The following is an 18,462-nucleotide window of genomic DNA, read 5'->3' on the forward strand; positions in this document are numbered from 1 at the left end:
GGGCGTCGTTGGCCGCCGGTGGGGCGCGGCGGGGTCGTCGGCGTTGCCCCCGACCGGCGCGGCGGGTCGGGCGCGGCGGATGTATCACCGGTCGAGCGCGAGCATCCGATCGGTGCGGCCGGGGCGTGCTTATCTCTCCGTGATCATGATGTCCGTCGTGGCCGTGTCATGGGTTTGCCATGATCCCGGAGACTTGTGGTACACGGGTGTACATCAGCGCTCCGTGATCATGAAAAACCGTTGGTGTCGGTGGCGGGTTCGGCATGATCACGGAGACTTCTGGCGTAACTATTCAGGTGGTTGGCGGCAGGGACTTGATCGTCTGGGTGGTTTAGGGCACGGTGTCCGTTGTGAGTGCCGGTCCGCGTCCCAGCTATGACGAGTTGGCGGCGTTGGTGGTGGTCCAGGCTGAGCAGATCGCGGTGTTGCGGGCGCGGGTGGCGGAGTTGGAGCGGCGGTTGGGGCTGGACTCGCACAACTCGTCGAAGCCGCCGTCCTCGGATGGGCTGGGGAAGCCGGCGCCGCGGTCGCAGCGGCGGGCGGCGGGCCGCCGGGCGGGCAAGCAGCCCGGCGCGCCGGGTGCGGCGTTGACACAGGTGGATGAGCCGGATGCGGTGGTGGATCACCGGCCGGTGGCGTGCGCCGGGTGCGGTGAGGTCCTGGCCGGTGTCGCGCCGGTCGGGTTCGAGGCGCGGCAGGTGTTCGACCTGCCGCCGATGCGCTTGGCGGTGACCGAGCACCGGCTGTGGCGGTGCGCCTGCGCGTGCGGGACGCACACCACAGCCGCGGCGCCGGTGGGGGTGGACGCGCCGGCGCAGTACGGGCCGTCGATCGCGGCCCTGACGGTCTATCTGCTGGTCGGCCATCACACGCCGGTGGACCGTACCGCGCAGATCCTGGCTGATCTGTTCGGTGCGGCGCCGTCGGCGGGGTGGATCGCCGGGCTGACCGGGCGCGCCGCGACCCGGCTGACCGGCTTCACGCAACGGCTGCGGCAGGTCCTGCGCACCGCGGCGGTGGTGCATTTCGACGAGACCGGGCTGCGGGTGGCCGGCCGGCTGCGGTGGCTGCACGTGGCCTGCACCCCGCTGGGCACCTTCTACCACCTGGACGACAAACGCGGCCGGGACGCCATCGACGTCATCGGTGTGCTCACCGCGCTGGGCGCGGGCCAGACCGCGGTCCACGACGGCTTCAAGTCGTACCTGCACCCCGCCTACGACACCGCCGGGCATGCCTTGTGCAACGCTCACCACCTGCGGGAACTGGACGGCTGGGCCGAACACGACCCGGCCCACACCTGGGCCGGGACCCTGGCCGGGCTGCTCCGCGAGGGCAAACACCAGGTCAACCAGGCCGTCGCCGCCGGCCGGGACCGTCTCGACCAGACCGTCCTGACCGATCTGCTGCACCGCTGGGACCAGGCCGTCCAGGCCGGCTACGCCGCCAACCCACCCCCACCAGCGGCGGCCGCGGCAAGATCCTCGCGCTGATCGACCGGATGCACGGATTCCGGCGCGAGATCTGGCGCTTCGCCCACACCTTCACCGTCCCGTTCGACAACAACCAAGCCGAACGCGACATCCGCATGGTCAAAATCCAGCAGAAGATCTCCGGCGGCTGGCGCACCCCCCACGGCGCCCAGCACTGGCTGACCGTGCGCAGCTACGTCTCCACCGTGCGCAAAAACGGCCTGCACGTCCTCACCGCCCTGCGCGACGCCCTCACCGGCAACGCCTGGCTCCCACCCCAACCTGAATAGTTACCTTCTGGCCACCGCGCTGCTCCGCGCCGTGCAGCGCTGGCCCGTGCGCGGGTGCGGGGTGCGGTGGCTGCGGGCCGGGCGCGTCGGCCGTATGTGCAGCACCGCAGCTGCGGTTGCCCGGCCTCGCGGACGGCGCCGGCCGGCACGCGAGGCACGGAGGCGGTGGCGAAGGGGGGCGGTGGCGGAGAGGCCCGGAGGCGGTGGCGGTGCGGGCGCGGAGGCGGTGGCGGTGCGGGCGCGGAGGCGGTGGCGGTGCGGGCGCGGAGGCAGGGGCGGTGCGGGCGCGGTGGCGGTGGCGGAGGGGCGCGGAGGCGGTGGCGGTGCGGGCGCGGAGGCGGTGGCGGTGCGGGCGCGGAGGCAGGGGCGTAGGGGAGCCGGGGGAGAGGGCGCGTCAGCGGGCGTCGCGGCGGTGCATGGACACGAAGGCGGCCATCACCAGGAGCGCCACCACGGCCGCGATCACCAGGCCGCCCTGTTGCCAGCTGCCCGAGAAGCCGGCCGCGGGGACGCAGCCGCTGCAGGCGGCGTCGGTGTCGAAGGTGAAGCCCTTGGTGAGCCAGGCCGAGATGTAGCTCGACAAGCGGTAGTGCTGCGAGTAGTCGACGGTCTGGATCACGCCGAAGAGGATCAGGGCGCCGAGTTCGTAAATGAGCAAATATGCCATGCCGACGCCGAGGGCGGTGGAGGTGTGGCGGCCCAGGGAGGCGATGGCGAAGCCCAGGGCCGTGCCGGCCACCGCGAGCAGGACCACCCGCACGCCGGTGAGGACCAGCGAGCCGAACTCACCGCCCGTCATCTGGCTGACCGTGCCGTTGCCCGCGGCCACGGCCATGAAGGCGGCGGTCCACAGGGTGAGGTACACCAGGGAGATCAAGCCGACGCCGGCGCAGGCCGCGAGCAGTTTGGCGCCCAGGACGGCGCCGCGGCGGGGGGCCCAGAGCAGCAGGTTGGCCATCCCGCCTGAGCTCCACTCGACGCCCACGAACGAGGCGCCCAGCACGAAGCCGGCCACGGCCAGGACGATCGCGGCCGTGTAGAACAGCGACGGCCACTGGCGGTGGAAGGAGAAACCGTACTGCAGCATCGACTCGGGCGTGGGGCGCGAGCCGTAGTCGCAGCCGCGCGGGAAGTGCTCGTTGGGCTCGGCGTTCTCCAGGCCGCTCTGGACCTTTCCGCAGCGATCGACGTTGCTGTCCCAGACCTCGGCGGCCGACGCGGCGTTGACCTTCGCGGACTCGATCTCGTCGGGGGTGGGCGTGCTGCGGGTGAGGGTGAAGCCGAACGTGAGCACGGCCAGCAGGCCGCCGATGAGCACCAGCGTGACCAGGGTGACGCGGCGGCTGAACAGCCGGGACCACTCGGCGGCGAACAGGCGGCTCATGCCAGGTGCTCCTCGTGCTCGGCGACCGCGGGCCGCCGCGACAGGTCGGGCCGCGAGGCGGCGAAGAAGCGTCCGGCGACCGCGGGCCGCCGCGACAGGTCGGGCCGCGAGGCGGCGAAGGACCGGCTGGCGAACGGACGGCCGGCGACCGCGGCCCGCCGCGCCGGATCGGGCCGCGCGGCGGCGAAGGGGCGGGGGCGGGTCATGCCGGCTGCTCCTCGGACCAGTCGGAGTCGTCGACCGGGCGGAGCTGGCCGCGGCGCGGGCCGCCGCCGGTCAGGCTCAGGAACGCGTCCTCGAGCTGGGCGACCGGGGCCAGCTCGCGCACCCACAGCCCGTTGACGCCCAGGGCGTGCGACACCCACGCGGCGTCGGCGAGGTCGTGGACGATGAGGTGGTCGCCGGCGACGCTCACGTCCGCGCCCGCCTCGGTCAGGATCTGGGCGGCGCGCTGGTGGTCGTCGACGCGGACCCGGTAGGCCCCCTTGTCCGCGACGGCGAGGACCTCCGACACCGGGCCGGCGCCGACCCGGCGCCCGCGCGAGATGATCGTCACCGAGTCGCAGATCTGCTGGATCTCGGCGAGGATGTGGCTGGAGATGATGACGGTCATGCCCCGGTCGGCCTGCCCGCGCAGCAGGTCGCGCATCTCGCGGATGCCCGCCGGGTCGAGGCCGTTGTTCGGCTCGTCCAGGATGAGCAGCTCCGGGTCCTTCAGCAGCGCGGAGGCGACCGCGAGCCGCTGGCGCATGCCGAGCGAATAGGACCGCACCTGGTCCTCCGCGCGGTCGGCGAGGCCGACCTGGTCGAGCACGACGTCGATGCGGGCCTTCGGCACGCCGCCGGCCTTGGCCAGCAGGGCGAGGGTCTTGTACCCGGTGAAGTTGCCGAAGAACGCCGGCGCCTCGACGATCGCGCCGACCCTGGGGGCGACCCGGGCCTGGCGCCGGGGGACGGGCTCACCCAGGATGCTCATGTGCCCGCCGTCGGCCCGCAGGAGCCCGAGCAGGGTCTTGAGCGTGGTCGACTTGCCCGAACCGTTAGGGCCGAGGAAGCCGTGGATCTGCCCGGCCTCGACCAGCATGTCGAGCCGGTCGAGCGCGGCCCGCGGCCGGCCGAACACGCTCTGGTACGTCTTGACCAGACCGGCGATTTCCAACACAGCTGTCATCGCAGGGGACAATACGGCCTCGCCCGGCCGCGCGGGGCCCCGGCAGCCGTCGATGGGCCGGCCGTGGTTGGATTGGCATGTGTCAGATGACCTTGTCATCGAGGTGGAGCAGGCGACGGTCACCCGCAACAGCAGTGACCTCATCCGCTCGGTGAGCTGGCGGGTCGAGCTCGACGAGCGCTGGGTGATCCTCGGCCCCAACGGCGCCGGCAAGACCACGCTGCTCAACCTGGCCGGCGCGCGGATGTATCCGTCCCGCGGCACGGTCAGCGTGCTCGGCGAGCGGCTCGGCCGGACCAACATCGCCGAGCTCAAGACCCGCCTCGGCTTCTCCTCCAACGGCCTCGTCCTGCCCGGCGAGGAGACGGCGCGCGACGTGGTCCTCACCGCCTCGTGGGCGGTCGTCGGGCGGTTCCGGGAGCGCTACGACGCGATGGACGAGTCCCGCGCCGTCGCCCTGCTCGACCAGTTCGGCGTCGCCGGCCTCGCCAACCGCCTCTACGGCACGCTCTCCGAGGGCGAGCGCAAGCGGGTGCAGATCGCCCGGGCGCTGATGACCGACCCCGAGCTGCTGCTGCTCGACGAGCCGACGGCCGGGCTGGACCTGGGCGCCCGCGAGGACCTGGTGCGCCGCCTGGCGGACCTGGCCGCCGACCCCGACTCCCCGGCGATCGTGCTGGTCACCCACCATGTGGAGGAGATCCCGCCGGGCTTCACCCACGCGATGCTGATGCGCGACGGCGGCGTGGTGGCCCAGGGCCTGCTCCGGGACACCGTCACCGCCGACAACCTGTCCAAGACCTTCGGCCTGCCGCTGCGGCTGTCCACGATCGACGGCCGCTTCCACGCCCAAGGCGCCTGAACCTTTCAATATCAGAGCTACCGCGATGTCCGTCGTGGTCCGGACCGTAACTCCCGTGGCCTCACCCTTCGCGGATAGTCACGGTCCGCTGGCGCCGCGTCCCCGCCACGCACGGGGGCTCAGCGGCCCTTGAAGGTCGGCTTGCGCTTCTCCACGAACGCGGCCATGCCCTCCGCCTTGTCCTCGGTGCCGAACAGCGCGGCGAACAGCTGGCTCTCCAGGGCCAGCGCCGAGGCCAGGTCCATCTCCAGGCCGCCGTCCACGGCCAGCTTGGCGGCGCGCAGGGCCAGCGCGGGCGCGGTGACGTACGGCTTGACGAGCGCGACCGCGGCCTCGTAGACCTGCTCCGCCGGTACCACTCGATCGACCAGACCCATCGCGAGCGCCTCCGGGGCGGTCACGAACCGGCCCGACATGATCAGGTCCTTGGCGCGGGCCGGTCCGACGAGGCGGGACAGCCGCTGCGTGCCGCCCGCCCCCGGGATGACGCCCAGAGTGATCTCCGGCTGGCCCAGCTTGGCGTCCTCGGCGGTGACCCGCCAGTCCGCGGTCAGGGCGAGCTCGCAGCCGCCGCCGAGGGCGTAGCCGGTGATCGCCGCGACGACCGGCTTCGGGATGCGGGCGATCGCGTCCAGCGCGCTGGAGAGCGCGCCCGCGCGGGCCGCCATCTCGGCGTAGCCCATGCCCGCCATCTCCTTGATGTCGGCGCCGGCGGCGAACACCTTCTCGCCGCCGTAGAGCACGACGGCGCGCACGTCCTCGCGCTCGGACGCCTCCCGCGCCGCGGCCCGCAGCTCCTCCTGGACCTGGATGTTGAGCGCGTTCATCGGCGGGCGGTCGAGCCGGATCGTGGCGATGCCGCCGTCGACCTCGACCCGCACCAGCCCGCTCCCGGGCTTCCCCGCCGCGTCGGTCGTCGTGTTCAAGGGTGTCTCCTCAACGTCGTTGTCGTTGCCCGGAGCGTATTCCGCTGTACCGTCTGAGTTGCCATGGCCACCACGTATTACCGCGACAACGTGGTGCACATCAGCTCCGGCGGTGTGCGCGTCGCTGAAGCCTGGTATCCGCTGGAGACCCTGGCGTACGTCTGGCACGAGCGGACCGGCCGCCTGCGCCACGCGCTGTACATGATCGGCACGCGCGGAGGCGCGGTCCTGCTGGTCCTCGGCCTGCTCGCGGCGGCCGGCGTGGCGGCGCGGCGGATCGACTTCGGCGGCGAGCAGCGCACGATGTACATCGCCGGCGGCATCCTCGCGGTCGTGGTCGTCGGCGGCATCGCCGCGTTCTGCGTGGAGGGGCTGCTCGACCTGCTCGACCGCGCCCACGACCACGGCAAGGGCGTGCACGAGATCTGGGTGCGCACCCGCGAAGGCGACTCCATGATCTATTCGACGACGGACGCCCCGAAATTCGGGCAAATCTATCGAGCGCTGCAGCGGGCGGTCGAGCAGTCCGCCTAGACTGCCCGGCATGGTGGCCCTGGGCGTCGATTTCGGCACGTCGCACACGGTGGCGGTGGCCCGCTGGCCGGACGGCCGGGCGCGCCCGCTGCTGTTCGACGGCTCGCCGCTGCTGCCCTCCGCGGTGTCGCTGGAGGAGACCGGCCTCATCGTCGGGCGCGACGCGGTGCACAGCGCCCGCCGCGCGCCGCAGAGCTTCGAGCCCAACCCGAAGCGGCGCATCGACGACGGCTCGGTGCTGCTGGGTGAGCAGGACGTGCCGGTGCAGGGCATGATGACCGCGGTGTTCGAGCGCGTCCTCGCGGAGTTCACCCGCACCGCCGGCGGCGCCCCGAGCGCGGTGACCGTCACCCATCCCGCGGGATGGGCCTCCACCCGGAGAAAGACCCTCCAGGATGCGGTCCGTCAGGCCGGGCTCCCCGGCGCCGCCCTCGTCCCCGAGCCGGTCGCGGCGGCCACGTACTTCGTCCGCGCCCTGCGCAACATGGTGCCCGTCGGCTCCGCCGTCGTCGTCTACGACCTCGGCGCCGGCACCTTCGACGGCAGCGTCGTGGCGCGCACCCAGGCCGGGTTCGAGGTGCTGGCCGTCGGCGGCCGCGACGACCTCGGCGGGCTGGACTTCGACGAGGTCGTCATCGGGCTGATCGGCCGCGCCCTGCCGGCGGCGGACTGGCAGCGGGTGACCGCCGACGCGCGGGCCGGCCGGCAGCTGCGCGAGGAGGCGCGGGAGGCCAAGGAGCGGCTGTCCCGCGCCGCGTCGGCGACCGTGATGGTGCCGCTGCTCGACGTGGACGTGCCGCTCACCCGCGACGAGTTCGAGGCCGCGGCCCGGCCGCTGGTGGAGCGCTCGGTGCGCTCCCTGGCCGAGACGCTGCGGCTGTCCCGGCTCACCCCCGAGCGGACCGCCGGGATCTTCCTCGTCGGCGGCGCCAGCCGGATGCCGCTGATCGCGACCGAGCTGCACCGCGAGTTCGGCCGGCCGCCGGTGACCATCGAGCAGCCGGAGCTGGTGGTCGCCGAGGGCAGCGTGCTGGTCGGCGCCGCGGTGCCGACGACCCGAAGCGGCCGCGCGGTCGCGGAGACGCCCGCGCCCGCCTCACCCGCGCCGTCGTCCTTCTCGCCCGCGCCGTCGTCCTTCTCGCCCACCCCGTCGGCTTTCTCGCCCGCGCCGTCGTCCTTCTCGCCCAGCCCGCCGGGCGTTCCGCCCACCCTGCCAGGCATCGCGCCCACTTCGCCGGGCGTCTCGTCCACCCTGCCGGGCGTCTCGCCCGTAGCGCCGACCGCCTCGAACTCCCTCGCCCTGCCGGCCGACTCGACCCTCGCTTCCGGCGCCTCCGGGCCCGGCTCAGTCGCCCCTGGCTCAGTCGCCCCTGGCTCGGTTGCCCCCGGCCCGGTCGGTCCCGGCCCGGTCGGTCCCGGCCCGGTCGGTCCCGGCCCGGTCGGTCCCGGCCCGGTCGGTCCCGGCCCGGCCGCCGAGCCGTCTTCCCCGGCCGCGAGGCCCGCCGTGCCGGGCTCGCCGGTTTCGCCCGGTCCGGTGGCGCCTGTCCCGATCAGCCCGCCCGTGCAGCGCCGGCCGCCCGTCCCGCCGCCCCCGGCGATGCCCCGCTACCCCGCCCCTTATCCGCCGCGGCCGCTCTACTACCCGCCGCCCACGCCGCAGGTCGTGTACTACCCGGCGTACGCGATGCCGGCGATGATGGTGCCGCAGCCCCGGGTCAAGGGCCCGTGGTCGATCCGGTGGCCGGCCGGGTTCATGACGACCTACGCCGTTCTGCTGTATTTCCTCGCCGCGCTGCTGCTGCTCGCGGCGACGTTGCCGTACCTCAGCTCGAACGGGACCCCGACCTTCGAGGGTCAGGACCTGCGGGACCTGACCCGGCCGGCCCTGGAGGTGTCGGGGCTTTGCGCCGTGCTGGCCACGCTGCTGGTCCACGCCGCCGCGCGGGCGCGCCGGCCGATGGCCCGGCACCTGTGGTACCCCCTCGCCCTCTGCCTGATCGTGGGCCTGGCGAACCTCGTCTTCTCCGGCCAGGGCGGCGGCCTGTGGACGCAGATTCCGGCGGGGGTGTTCCTGCTGTCCGCGGCCATGCTGCTGCTGCCCGGTTCGCGCAAGTGGGCGCGCCGCCCGCGCAAGCCGCCGGCCCTGAAACCGCCCGAACCGGATCCCGGGCCGCCGCAGTCCACGGCGGGTTAGTCAGGGCGGCCTAGACTTCGGGGCATGCCTACGCCTGGTATCCGGCTCGGGGTCGACTTCGGCACCTCGAACACCGTCGCGGTCGTGCGGTGGCCGGACGGGCGCTCCCGGCCGCTGATCTTCGACGGCTCGCCGCTGCTGCCCTCGGCCGTCTACGCCGAGCCGGGCGGCGCGATCATCGTCGGCCGCGACGCGGTGCACAGCGCGCGCCTCGAGCCGGCCCGTTTCGAGCCCAACCCGAAGCGGCGCATCGACGAAGGCGCGGTGCTGCTCGGCGACCGGGAGGTGCCGGTCAACGAGCTGTTCGCCGCCGTGCTGCGCCGGGTCCGCGACGAGTTCGCGCGCACCGTCGGCGAGGGGGCGCCGGAGGTCACCGTGACGATCCCGGCGTCGTGGGGCGCGACCCGCCGCCTGTCGATCGCCGACGCCGCGGCCGCGGCCGGGCTGGGCCGGGTGCGCCTGGTGCCCGAGCCGGTGGCCGCCGCCGCGTACTTCACCCAGGTCCTCGGCCGCGAGGTGCGGGTCGGCTCGGTCGTCGTCGTGCACGACTTCGGCGCGGGCACGTTCGACGCGAGCGTGGTCGCGCGCACCGCCGGCGGCTTCGAAGTGCTCGCCGTCGACGGCCGCGACGACATCGGCGGCATCGACGTCGACAACGCGATCGTCAAGCACATCGGCACGATCTGCGAGCCGCAGGCGCCGCAGGAGTGGCACCGGCTGATGCAGCCGCAGACGGTCGAGGACCGCCGGCACCGGCGGCTGCTGTGGGACGACGCGCGGGTGGCGAAGGAGCGGCTGTCCCGCCAGCCCGCGTCCGACCTGACGATCCCGCTGCTCAACATCGACGTCCACCTGACCCGCGAGGAGCTGGAGCGGCTGGCCCAGCCGATGCTGGAGCAGACGGTGCGGGTCACCCAGGGCGTCATGCGCTGGGCCCAGCTGCCCCAGGACGCGATCGCCGGCGTCTTCCTGGTCGGCGGCTCCAGCCGCATGCCGCTGGTCGCCACGCTGCTGCACCGCATGCTGGGCACGGCCCCGGTCGCGATCGAGCAGCCCGAGCTGGTCGTCGCCGAGGGCAGCATGCTTGCCGGCTCGACCGCCATGCAGCCGCGCTCCGACCCCGCGCCCGGGCCTTCCACCGGCGTCCTCCCGCAGGTTCCCGGCCTGGCCTGGCAGCCGGGACCGGCCGCGCCGCCGCCCGCCTCCGCGCACTCTTCCGCGCCGCCGCTCGCCTCCGCGCACTCTTCCGCGCCGCCGCCCGCCTCCACGCAGTCCTCCGCGCCGCCGGCCGCTGCCTCGCCCGCTTCCGCGCCGCCGGCCTCGGCGGCCCCGGACGGGCTGCTGTGGCCCGACGCGGGCGCCCTGGGCGCGGACGCGCCGGTCTCGGGCACGCCGTTCTCCGGTGGGTACTCCGCGCCGCCGCCCGGCGGCTTCCAGAGCACGCCCGTGTCCGCGCCGCCCGGCGGCTCCGTCTCCGCGCCCCCGGGCGGCCCGGTCTCCGCGCCGCCCGTCGTGCCCGTCTCGCCGCCGCCGCTCGGCCCGCCTGCCGCGCCTTCGTTCACCCAGTCTTCCGCCCCGCCGTCGTTCACCCCGCCTACCGCGCCGCCGTCGTTCACCCCGCTTGCCGCGCCGCCGTCGTTCACGCCGCCTTCCGCGCCGCCGTCGTTCACCCCTTCTGCCGCGCCGCCGTCGTTCACCCCGGCGGCCGCGACGCCGCCCCAACGGCCGGTGTCCGCGCCGCCGAACCGGCCGGTGAGCTCGGGGCGGGTGTTCGTCTCCGGCGGGGTGCCGGAGCCGTCGACGCGCTACGACGAATACGGCAACCCCTTCCACGGCGACGCCGCGCCGTCCCCCGCGCCTCCGCGCGGGGCACCCCGGCCGCCGTCGAGCCGTCCCACCGCCCCCGCGCGCCCGCAGCCGAGCGCGGCGAAGGTGTACGACGGCGCGCGCCGCCGCCGCGGCCCGGTCGCGCGGGCGCTGCTGACCCTGATCGTGCTCGTGCTGCTGGTGGCGACCCCGCTGGCGGCCGGCTGCGTGTCGTACTACCTGACCACCGACCACTGGCCCGAGCCGGTCGCGGGCTGGCTCGACTCGAGCAACCCGTGACTTGGCAAACGCCCGGCTCGGGCAATCCGCCCGGCTCGGGCAACTCGCCCGGCTCGGGCAACCAGCTCGGCTCGGCCAACCCGTTCGACTTGGGCGACTCGCTCGGCTCGGGCAAGCGCGTGACTGGTAAACGCTCGGCTCGAGCGACTCGTGACCGGCAAACGTGAGTAGGATTCGCACATGACGCAGATCGACGGGCACGGCGGAGACCTGGCGCTCGCGGCGCTGCGTGGCTTCGGGGTCAACGAGCTGTTCACGCTCTCCGGCGGCCACGTGTTCCCGCTGTACGACGCGGCGAAAAAGGCCGGCATGCGCATCGTCGACGTGCGCCACGAGCAGTCCGCGGTGTTCGCCGCCGAGGCCGTGGCCAAGCTGCAGCGCCGCCCCGGGCTCGCGGTGCTGACCGCCGGGCCGGGGGTGACCAACGGGGTCTCCGGGCTCACCAGCGCGCTGTTCAACGGCGCGCCGGTGGTCGTGCTCGGCGGCCGGGCGCCGCAGTTCCGCTGGGGCTCGGGCAGCCTGCAGGAGATGGACCACCTGCCCGTCGTGTCCGCGGTGACCAAGCACGCCGAGACGATCTTCGCCACCGACGAGGTCTACGCACGGATGCAGGCCGCCGCCCTCACGGCGCTCACGCCGCACCGCGGACCCGTCTTCGTGGACCTGCCCCTCGAGGTGGTCTTCTCGACCGCGGACGGGATCGCGGCGGAGCCGGCACCGGCGGTACCCGTGGAGGAACCGGATCCGGACGAGGTGCATCGGGCCGTCAGTCTCCTCGCCGCGGCCGAGCGGCCCGTCATCGTCGCCGGATCCGACGTCTGGGCCGGCGATGCGACCGCCGCCCTGCGCGAGGCCGCGGAGGCGTTGCGCATCCCGGTCTTCGCCAACGGCATGGGGCGCGGCACGCTGCCGCCCGGCCATCCGCTCGCCTTCGCCCGGGCGCGCAAGCCCGCGTTCGGCGGCGCCGATGTCATCGCCGTCATCGGCACGCCGCTGGACTTCCGGCTCGGCTTCGGCGATTTCGGCGGGGCGCAGGTCGTCCACGTCACCGACGCGTCCTCGCAGCAGGCCTCGCACGTGACGCCGGCCGCCGCACCATCCGGCGACCTTCGGCTGACCTTGTCGGCCTTTTCGGGGTACTCCGGGTTGGTCGCCGATCACGAGGAGTGGATCGCCACCCTCCGCGCCGCGGAGAACGCGGCCAAGGCGAAGGAGACCGACGCCCTCGAGGCCGACACCGACCCGATCAAGCCCAGCCGCATCTACGGCGAGCTGCGCAAGGTCCTGGCCGAGGACGCGGTGACCATCGGCGACGGCGGCGACTTCGTCTCCTACGCCGGCAAGTACCTTGAGCCGGCCCGCCCGGGCACCTGGCTCGACCCGGGCCCGTACGGCTGCCTCGGCACCGGCATGGGCTACGCCATGGGCGCCCGCCTCACCTACCCGGACCGGCAGATCTGCGTGCTCATGGGCGACGGGGCGGCCGGATTCTCGCTGATGGACGTGGAGTCGCTGGTCCGCCAGCAGCTGCCGGTCGTGATCGTGGTGGGCAACAACGGCATCTGGGGGCTGGAGAAGCACCCGATGCGGCAGATCTACGGCTACGATCTGGCCGCCGACCTGCAGCCGGGCCTGCGCTACGACGACGTGGTGAAGGCGCTCGGGGGCGCGGGGGAGACGGTGGAGAAGCCGGGCGACCTCGCGGGGGCGCTGGGCCGCGCGTTCGCCTCCGGCGTGCCGTACCTGGTGAACGTCCTCACCGATCCCGACGACGCCTACCCGCGCTCGTCCAACCTCGCTTAGGGCCCTGGCCCAGTCCTTCGCTCGGTCCGCGGATTCGTCTGCGGTCGGGGAGTGGTGATGGTCGCGCGGGCGCGGTGCTCGGCGCTTTGTGGCGTCTGGTGTCGCGCCCGGTCGCGTGTCGGTTGCTTGTCCACGCGGTTGCGTGGTGGTCTCGCGGTCCGTGGCCTGTGGTGTTGCGGCGGCCGCGCGGTGTGTTCCCGGATTTCGCGGTACTTTCCGGATTTATCGTCCTATGTCAGTATTCACCCGGTATTCGCTCGGCTTGCTTACTCCAGGCCGAGCAGCCGGGGGAGTTCGCCGATCGAGCCGATGACCTCGTTCGCCCCCGCGGCCTGCAGCGCCTGCCGGTCGCCCGCGCCGGTCAGCACGCCGACGAGCAGCCCCGCGCCCGCGCGCTGGCCGGCGATGAGATCCAGCGGCGTGTCGCCGACGACGAGCATGCGGCGCACGTCCTCGACCCCCAGCTTCAGCGCCGAGACGAGCATGAAGTCCGGAAACGGGCGCCCGCGCCCGGCGTCGGCGGGGGAGAGCACCAGGTCGACCTGGCCCCACCAGCCGAGCGCGTCGATGATCGCCTCCTGCGTGGCCCGGGCGAACCCGGTGGTCAGCGCGACCTTGATCCCGCTGGCGCGCAGCGTCTTGATCGCCTCGATGGCGCCCGGGATCGGCAGCACGGCGCCCTCGTCGACGAGCAGCCCGTACGCCTCCTCGAACGTCTCATTGGCGGACTGGGCGCGTTTCTCGTCGCCGTCCAGCAAGAGCCGGAACACCTCGATCCGGCTCTGTCCCATCGTCTTGCGCACGACGGCGAGCATGCGCTCGTGCTGCGGGGTGCCAGGCGCTACGCCCTCGCCGGCGAACGCCACCGTGAAGGCCTGCTCGACCAGGCCGTCGTCACGCACCGTAGTGCCTGCCATGTCAATGCAGGCGAGTTGCCACGCGGTCATCTCGCGATATGAGCATGGTCAGGAGACCGGAGAGTGAACGGCACAAAACCGTCAGAAGGCACCCCGCCCGGCGCGGCGCGCGGCGGCGTCCGCCGGCTTCCTGCCCGGCCCGGCGGAACGCCCCGGACCAGCCCCTTACCCACCGGTCAGGGCCCCCGCGCGGGAGCTCGCCCGGGCGCCCCAGCCTCGATTACATGGACAAATGTCATCGTCTCCTGGTTGCCAGGCTCACGCGTGCGCCGCCGCCATGGCCCGCTCGGCGCGCGCGGGAGCGGGCCGCTCGGTCAGATCTTGGTTGGGCCGCAGCAGCCACCAGCACGCGACGAGCCACAGGGCCGCGAGGAGGCAACTGCCGAGGATGTCGGTCGGGTGATGCATCCCGCGGTACGTCCGGGCGACCGCGACCCACAGCGGCATCAGCACCGCTGCCGCGACGAGCAGCCACCGCCACCACGCCCGGGTGCGCGGCAGCGCCAGCACCGCCGCCACCGACCACATGCAGATGGTCGCCGCGACGTGCCCGGACGGGAAACTGGAGGTCGGCATCGGCCCGTCCATGTTCTCGACATCGGGCCGCGCCCGCCCGACGATCGCCGCGCTGCCCAGGAACAGCGTCAGCTCCCCGAACATCACCGTCACCAGGAACACGACGGGCCGCCACCGCCGCACGGCCGCGAGCGCCACCGCGCCTACGACGAGACCGATCGCGAGGATGGAGTGGGTGTTGCCCACCTCGCTGCCCACGATGCTGACCCGCCCCAGCGACGCGAACCGATGCCCGGCGAACCAGTGCGGGATGCTGCTGTCCCAGAGCAGGTTGCCGTTGCCATGGTGGTACCTCGCGAGCGGCACCCCGACTCCCACCAGTGCCCCGAACGTCAGCACCCACGCCACCACCAGCCCGGCGGCCACCCAGCCCCGCCCGTGCGCCTCCGCGCCCACACCTCCGCGCGCCCGGCCGTCCGCGTCCGCGCGTGCCTCGGCCGTGGTAGTGCCTCCGCGCGGGCTCGGGAGCGTCACGGCGCCGTTCGTCCCAGCGGCGGCACGCGCGGAGGCGGCACGCGCGGAGGCGGCACGCGCGGAGGCGGCGATGGGCGCGGAGGCGCCCGGGCCGTGTGGTTGCGTTGGGCGGAGGTCCTCGACGGCCTCCGGTTCCAGGCCCTCGGCGAGCGGCTCGGTCACGCGGCGGCCCTGGCCGTAGCGGATCAGCTCGAACGCGGCCGCGCACAGGCCCACCCACGCGACGCCGAGCGACCACGCGCCGATCACGTCGGAGAGGAAGTGCACGCCGAGCGCGAGGCGGCTGAAGCCGATCAGGGCGACGAGCACGCCGGCGGCGACGAGGACGGGGCGGCGCCACCGCGCGTGGACGGCGGGCAGGAAGACCAGCAGTAGCGCGCCGTAGCAGACGAACGAGTTCAGGGCGTGGCCGCTCGGAAAGCTGTTGCCGCCTCCGTGCGCGATCGGCTGCTCGACCACGGGGCGCAGGCGGCCGATCGCGAGCTTGAGCGCCGGGTCGAGGACCAGGCCCCCGAGCGTGGTGGCGAGCAGGAACCCGGCCAGCCGGAACTGCTTGCGCACCGCCAGCAGCGTCATGCCGATGATCACCAGCCACGCCAGGACGCCGAAGCTGCCCAGCCGGCTGATGCCGCCCATCAGCTGGACCAGGAATCGGCTCGGGGCGACCAGCTCGTTCAGCCTGTGGGCGACGCCGCGGTCGACGGACTCCAGGGGTACCCATCGAAGCCGGACGGCAATCACCAGCAGGCTGAAAAGGCCGGACGCGGCGCCGAACCCGGCCATCCGCAACAGTGCCGCTCGATTACCGCTCACGTTTGCCACCATGCCCATCCTGGGGATTGCCAGAACATGACCACGAACGATCTGCTGAAGAGCCTCACCAGGGTCGGCTTCATCGGCTACGGGCTGCTGCACCTCGCCCTGGCCTGGGTGGCCGCGCAGATCGCGTTCGGCGAGGGCGGCGAGGAGGCCGACCAGTCGGGGGCGTTCCACAAGCTCGCCGAGCAGCCGTTCGGCGAGCTGCTGCTGTGGTTCGTCATCGTATGCCTGGTCGCGCTGGCGGCGTGGCAGGCGATCCTCGCCGTATGGGGGCACCGCGACACGCGCGGGCGCGAGCGGGTCTTCGAGCGCGTCGCGTCGGCGTCCCGCGTGGTGGTGTACTGCGTCCTCGCGTGGACGGCCGGCAAGGTCGTGGCCGGCGCCCCGTCCTCCAGCGCCCAGCAGCAGCAAGAGGCCACCGCGGGGCTGATGGCGAAGCCCGCGGGGGCGTGGCTGGTCGGCCTCGTCGGCCTGGGCGTCCTCGCGCTGGGGCTCGGCATGATCTGGTACGGCTGGAAGCGCAAGTTCGCCCGCAAGCTCGCCATCGCCGGGGCGCGGGGGCGCACGGCCGCGATCCGGGCCGGGCAGATCGGCTACGTGGCGAAGGGGTTGGCGTTCGGCATCGTGGGGTATCTGCTGCTGGACGCGGCGATCACGAACGACCCGGGCAAGTCGCGCGGCCTGGACGCGGCGCTGCACACGCTGGCCGGGGAGCCGTTCGGGAAGTTCCTCCTGCTGGCGGTCGCGATCGGCGTGGCCGCGTTCGCGGTCTTTTGCGTCTTCCAGGCGTGGTACCGCAAGGTCGGCTCATGACGCGTTCCGCGGTCATCGTGAACCCGGCGAAGGTCCTGGACCTCGACGGGCGCCGCCGCGAGCTCTGCGACGCCCTGGCGGCCGCCGGCTGGCCCGAGCCGCTGTGGCTGCCGACCACGCCCGAGGACTCCGGCTGCGGCATGGCCGAGGCGGCGCTGGCGGCCGGCGTCGAGGTGGTCCTGGTCTGCGGCGGCGACGGCACGGTGATGGCCGTCGCCGGCGTGCTCGCGGGCACCGGTGTCGCGGTCGCGCTCATCCCGTCCGGCACCGGCAACCTCCTGGCGGCGAACCTCGGCATCCCGCACGACGTCGCGGCGGCGATCGCGGTGGCCGTCGGCGGCGAGCGCCGCCGCATCGACGTCGGCGTGGTGGCGGGCGCGGGCACGTTCACCGTGATGGCCGGCATGGGCTTCGACGCCGCGATGGTCGGCGAGACCCCGGACGAGGCGAAGCGCCGCTTCGGCTGGGGCGCGTACGCCGCCTCCGGGCTGCGCAACCTCACCCGCCACCGGATGGCGGTGCGAATCCGCCTCGACGGCGGCCGCTGGCTGCACCGCCGGGCCAGCAGCGTGCTCATCGCCAACGTGGGCCGGCTCCAGGGCGGGATACGCCTCCTGCCCGACGCAGCCCCGGACGACGGCCTCCTCGACGTCGCGGTGCTCGCGCCCCGCCATCTGTCCGACTGGGTACGCCTGGCCGGCGGCGTCCTGCTGCAGCGCGACGGTGCGCATCAGCTGGAGACGTTCCGCGCCCGCACCGTCGAGATCCTCGCCTCGCGCGACGAGCCGCGCGAGCTCGACGGGGACGTCATCGCGCCCGCGCGCCGGCTGGCCGCCGAGATCCGCCCGGGCGCCCTCACCCTCTGCGTGCCCCGCGCCTGAGTGGACGCCTCCGCGCGCTCGGAGGCGGTGCCGGGCGGCAATTGTGCCGGTTTGCGCCGCGTGGCCGGCAGTTCCGCAGCGGGCAAGCCTGTGCCACGTCCGGGCGAGGAGCTGAGCCCGGACGGTCTCGCGGCCGGGCCGTCGCTGGTCAGGCCGGTTCCGCGGGTCCCCGGGCTATGCGCCCGGGTTGTCGTCCTCGCGGCGTTTCAGATCCTCCTCCCAGCGGCGCAGCAGCTCAGCGTCGTTGCGGGACTGGGCGGTGTCGATGCCGCGAAGGAATTCCGGGTCATCGTCTGGCGCGGTCACCCGCTTGCGCCCCCGGCCGCCCGCGACCACGCCCGCCCGCTGTTCCAGCGAGACGGGGCGGCCGGCGAAGAACCACGCGACGGGGCCGACGATCGGGAGCAGCAGGATCACCAGGAACCAGACGGGCCGGGGCAGCCCGCGGATGTCCTCGCGCTCCGAGGACAGGCAGTCGATCAGTGCGATCAGTGTCGCGACCAGCACGATCAGGAAGGGCAGTGCGCGTCCCATGGCGCCATCATGACTCAGCGAAGGGGGTCATGACATCAGCAACAGGGTGCCCATCGCGCAGTAGAGCAGGATGAGCGTCACGAACGCCGGCACCGAGCGCCCGATCGGGGTGGCGACGTCGCGGATCCGCCGCAGGGTGATCGCGACCGCGCCGGACCAGGCGAGCCCGATGGCCGCCAGGGCGCAGGCGGACGGCAGTGATTCCAGGTGTACCACTGCCAAACGGGCAAGCAGCAGGGCCACCGCTGACATGGAGATGAGCGTGCGCCGCCACGCCAGTTGGGTGCGCTCGGCCTGCACGCCCGGGGGCCGCTCGGAGCCGCTCATAGCAGCGTAGCCACCAGCAGCGCGCCCGCGCCGACGGCGACCACGATGGCCAGGACGGCCGGGAACCGTGACGGGGGCAGCGCCTCACCCAGCCGGATCGCCCGTTCGCTGCGGGCCCAGTGATCGACCGCGCGGATGGCGACCAGGCCACCGAGCGCGAACAGTGACACGGCCATCACTTCACGTAGTCGATGGGCCGGCAGGAACTGCGCGACCGCGAGGCCGCCGCCGATCAGCGCGAGCGCGGTGCGCAGCCAGGCCAGGAACGTGCGCTCGTTGGCGAGGGAGAACCGGTAGTCGGGCGTGTTCCCGACCGAGCGGACCTCGTCAGGGTCGAACCAGAGCCGGATCGCCGACCACATGCCCATGGAATTGTCAT

Annotated in this window: 18 protein-coding genes; 9 read left to right on the forward strand and 9 right to left on the reverse strand. The window is 73.7% G+C overall.

The features are described 5' to 3' along the window. Nucleotides 1–350: 350 nt before the first annotated feature. Both tnpC and ACQPXD_RS06870 read left to right on the forward strand, forming a co-directional pair. Nucleotides 351–1,493 (forward strand): IS66 family transposase, encoded by a 1,143-nt coding sequence (gene tnpC, locus ACQPXD_RS06865; RefSeq protein WP_432824394.1) that lies wholly within the window; start codon nt 351–353, stop codon nt 1,491–1,493. Nucleotides 1,494–1,501: 8 nt separating this feature from the next. Further along, on the forward strand, nt 1,502–1,762 hold the full coding sequence (locus ACQPXD_RS06870) for an IS66 family transposase (protein WP_432827772.1): 261 nt from the start codon (nt 1,502–1,504) through the stop codon (nt 1,760–1,762). A 394-nt stretch (nt 1,763–2,156) separates the two neighbouring features. Here ACQPXD_RS06870 and ACQPXD_RS06875 read toward each other — a convergent pair whose 3' ends face one another. Genes ACQPXD_RS06875 through ACQPXD_RS06885 form a run of 3 tightly spaced genes read right to left on the reverse strand, consistent with a single transcriptional unit; the run spans nt 2,157 to nt 4,317 of the window. After that, complete coding sequence (locus ACQPXD_RS06875; RefSeq protein ID WP_432835926.1) at nt 2,157–3,146, reverse strand: ABC transporter permease subunit; 990 nt, start codon at nt 3,144–3,146, stop codon at nt 2,157–2,159. Then, nucleotides 3,143–3,352 carry a hypothetical protein gene (locus tag ACQPXD_RS06880; RefSeq protein WP_432835927.1) on the reverse strand — a complete coding sequence of 70 codons (210 nt, stop codon included), beginning with the start codon at nt 3,350–3,352 and terminating at the stop codon, nt 3,143–3,145. Before ACQPXD_RS06880 ends, ACQPXD_RS06875 begins: the two co-directional genes overlap by 4 nt. Next, nucleotides 3,349–4,317 carry an ATP-binding cassette domain-containing protein gene (locus ACQPXD_RS06885; RefSeq protein WP_432835928.1) on the reverse strand — a complete coding sequence of 323 codons (969 nt, stop codon included), beginning with the start codon at nt 4,315–4,317 and terminating at the stop codon, nt 3,349–3,351. Before ACQPXD_RS06885 ends, ACQPXD_RS06880 begins: the two co-directional genes overlap by 4 nt. 52 nt (nt 4,318–4,369) lie before the next feature. On the opposite strand from ACQPXD_RS06885, the gene ACQPXD_RS06890 reads away from it, so the two are divergent. Next, a complete protein-coding gene (locus ACQPXD_RS06890; protein ID WP_432835930.1) occupies nt 4,370–5,179 on the forward strand; it encodes an ABC transporter ATP-binding protein in 810 nt (269 codons plus the stop codon). A gap of 119 nt (nt 5,180–5,298) precedes the next feature. On the opposite strand, the gene ACQPXD_RS06895 is transcribed toward ACQPXD_RS06890, so the two are convergent. Beyond that, nucleotides 5,299–6,063 (reverse strand): enoyl-CoA hydratase/isomerase family protein, encoded by a 765-nt coding sequence (locus ACQPXD_RS06895; RefSeq protein WP_432843683.1) that lies wholly within the window; start codon nt 6,061–6,063, stop codon nt 5,299–5,301. Between the two features lie 105 nt (nt 6,064–6,168). Between ACQPXD_RS06895 and ACQPXD_RS06900 the strand changes: the two genes are divergently transcribed. The 4 genes from ACQPXD_RS06900 (at nt 6,169) to ACQPXD_RS06915 (ending at nt 12,742) form a co-directional block, all read left to right on the forward strand. After that, a complete protein-coding gene (locus ACQPXD_RS06900; RefSeq protein ID WP_432835932.1) occupies nt 6,169–6,639 on the forward strand; it encodes a DUF6232 family protein in 471 nt (156 codons plus the stop codon). Between the two features lie 10 nt (nt 6,640–6,649). After that, a complete protein-coding gene (locus tag ACQPXD_RS06905; protein WP_432835934.1) occupies nt 6,650–8,833 on the forward strand; it encodes an Hsp70 family protein in 2,184 nt (727 codons plus the stop codon). Between the two features lie 24 nt (nt 8,834–8,857). Then, complete coding sequence (locus tag ACQPXD_RS06910; protein WP_432835936.1) at nt 8,858–10,939, forward strand: Hsp70 family protein; 2,082 nt, start codon at nt 8,858–8,860, stop codon at nt 10,937–10,939. A 180-nt stretch (nt 10,940–11,119) separates the two neighbouring features. After that, complete coding sequence (locus ACQPXD_RS06915) at nt 11,120–12,742, forward strand: acetolactate synthase (protein ID WP_432835938.1); 1,623 nt, start codon at nt 11,120–11,122, stop codon at nt 12,740–12,742. A 266-nt stretch (nt 12,743–13,008) separates the two neighbouring features. Here the strand turns inward: ACQPXD_RS06915 and ACQPXD_RS06920 are convergent, their stop codons facing one another. After that, a complete protein-coding gene (locus ACQPXD_RS06920; protein WP_432835940.1) occupies nt 13,009–13,659 on the reverse strand; it encodes an HAD family hydrolase in 651 nt (216 codons plus the stop codon). 258 nt (nt 13,660–13,917) lie between these two features. After that, the gene (locus ACQPXD_RS06925; protein WP_432835942.1) at nt 13,918–15,522 is read right to left on the reverse strand and encodes a phosphatase PAP2 family protein; all 1,605 of its coding nucleotides are present in this window, start codon (nt 15,520–15,522) and stop codon (nt 13,918–13,920) included. 36 nt (nt 15,523–15,558) lie between these two features. Between ACQPXD_RS06925 and ACQPXD_RS06930 the strand changes: the two genes are divergently transcribed. Together ACQPXD_RS06930 and ACQPXD_RS06935 are read left to right on the forward strand one after the other, a co-directional pair. Beyond that, nucleotides 15,559–16,341 carry a DUF1206 domain-containing protein gene (locus ACQPXD_RS06930; RefSeq protein ID WP_432835943.1) on the forward strand — a complete coding sequence of 261 codons (783 nt, stop codon included), beginning with the start codon at nt 15,559–15,561 and terminating at the stop codon, nt 16,339–16,341. Next, nucleotides 16,338–17,222, forward strand: coding sequence for a diacylglycerol/lipid kinase family protein (locus ACQPXD_RS06935; RefSeq protein ID WP_432835944.1), 885 nt, complete (start codon nt 16,338–16,340; stop codon nt 17,220–17,222). Before ACQPXD_RS06930 ends, ACQPXD_RS06935 begins: the two co-directional genes overlap by 4 nt. A gap of 174 nt (nt 17,223–17,396) precedes the next feature. On the opposite strand, the gene ACQPXD_RS06940 is transcribed toward ACQPXD_RS06935, so the two are convergent. From ACQPXD_RS06940 to ACQPXD_RS06950, 3 genes are read right to left on the reverse strand one after another with little or no spacing between them, the layout of a single operon-like run. Further along, nucleotides 17,397–17,756: a PLD nuclease N-terminal domain-containing protein gene (locus ACQPXD_RS06940; RefSeq protein WP_432835946.1), complete on the reverse strand. Its 360-nt coding sequence runs from the start codon at nt 17,754–17,756 to the stop codon at nt 17,397–17,399. 27 nt (nt 17,757–17,783) lie between these two features. Further along, nucleotides 17,784–18,083 carry a DUF202 domain-containing protein gene (locus ACQPXD_RS06945; protein WP_432835948.1) on the reverse strand — a complete coding sequence of 100 codons (300 nt, stop codon included), beginning with the start codon at nt 18,081–18,083 and terminating at the stop codon, nt 17,784–17,786. Next, on the reverse strand, nt 18,080–18,445 hold the full coding sequence (locus tag ACQPXD_RS06950; RefSeq protein WP_432843685.1) for a YidH family protein: 366 nt from the start codon (nt 18,443–18,445) through the stop codon (nt 18,080–18,082). The genes ACQPXD_RS06945 and ACQPXD_RS06950 overlap by 4 nt, the downstream gene beginning before the upstream one ends. Between the last annotated feature and the right edge of the window lie 17 nt (nt 18,446–18,462).

It is taken from the genome of Dactylosporangium sp. CA-092794 (assembly GCF_050948465.1).
GTDB lineage: Bacteria > Actinomycetota > Actinomycetes > Mycobacteriales > Micromonosporaceae > Dactylosporangium.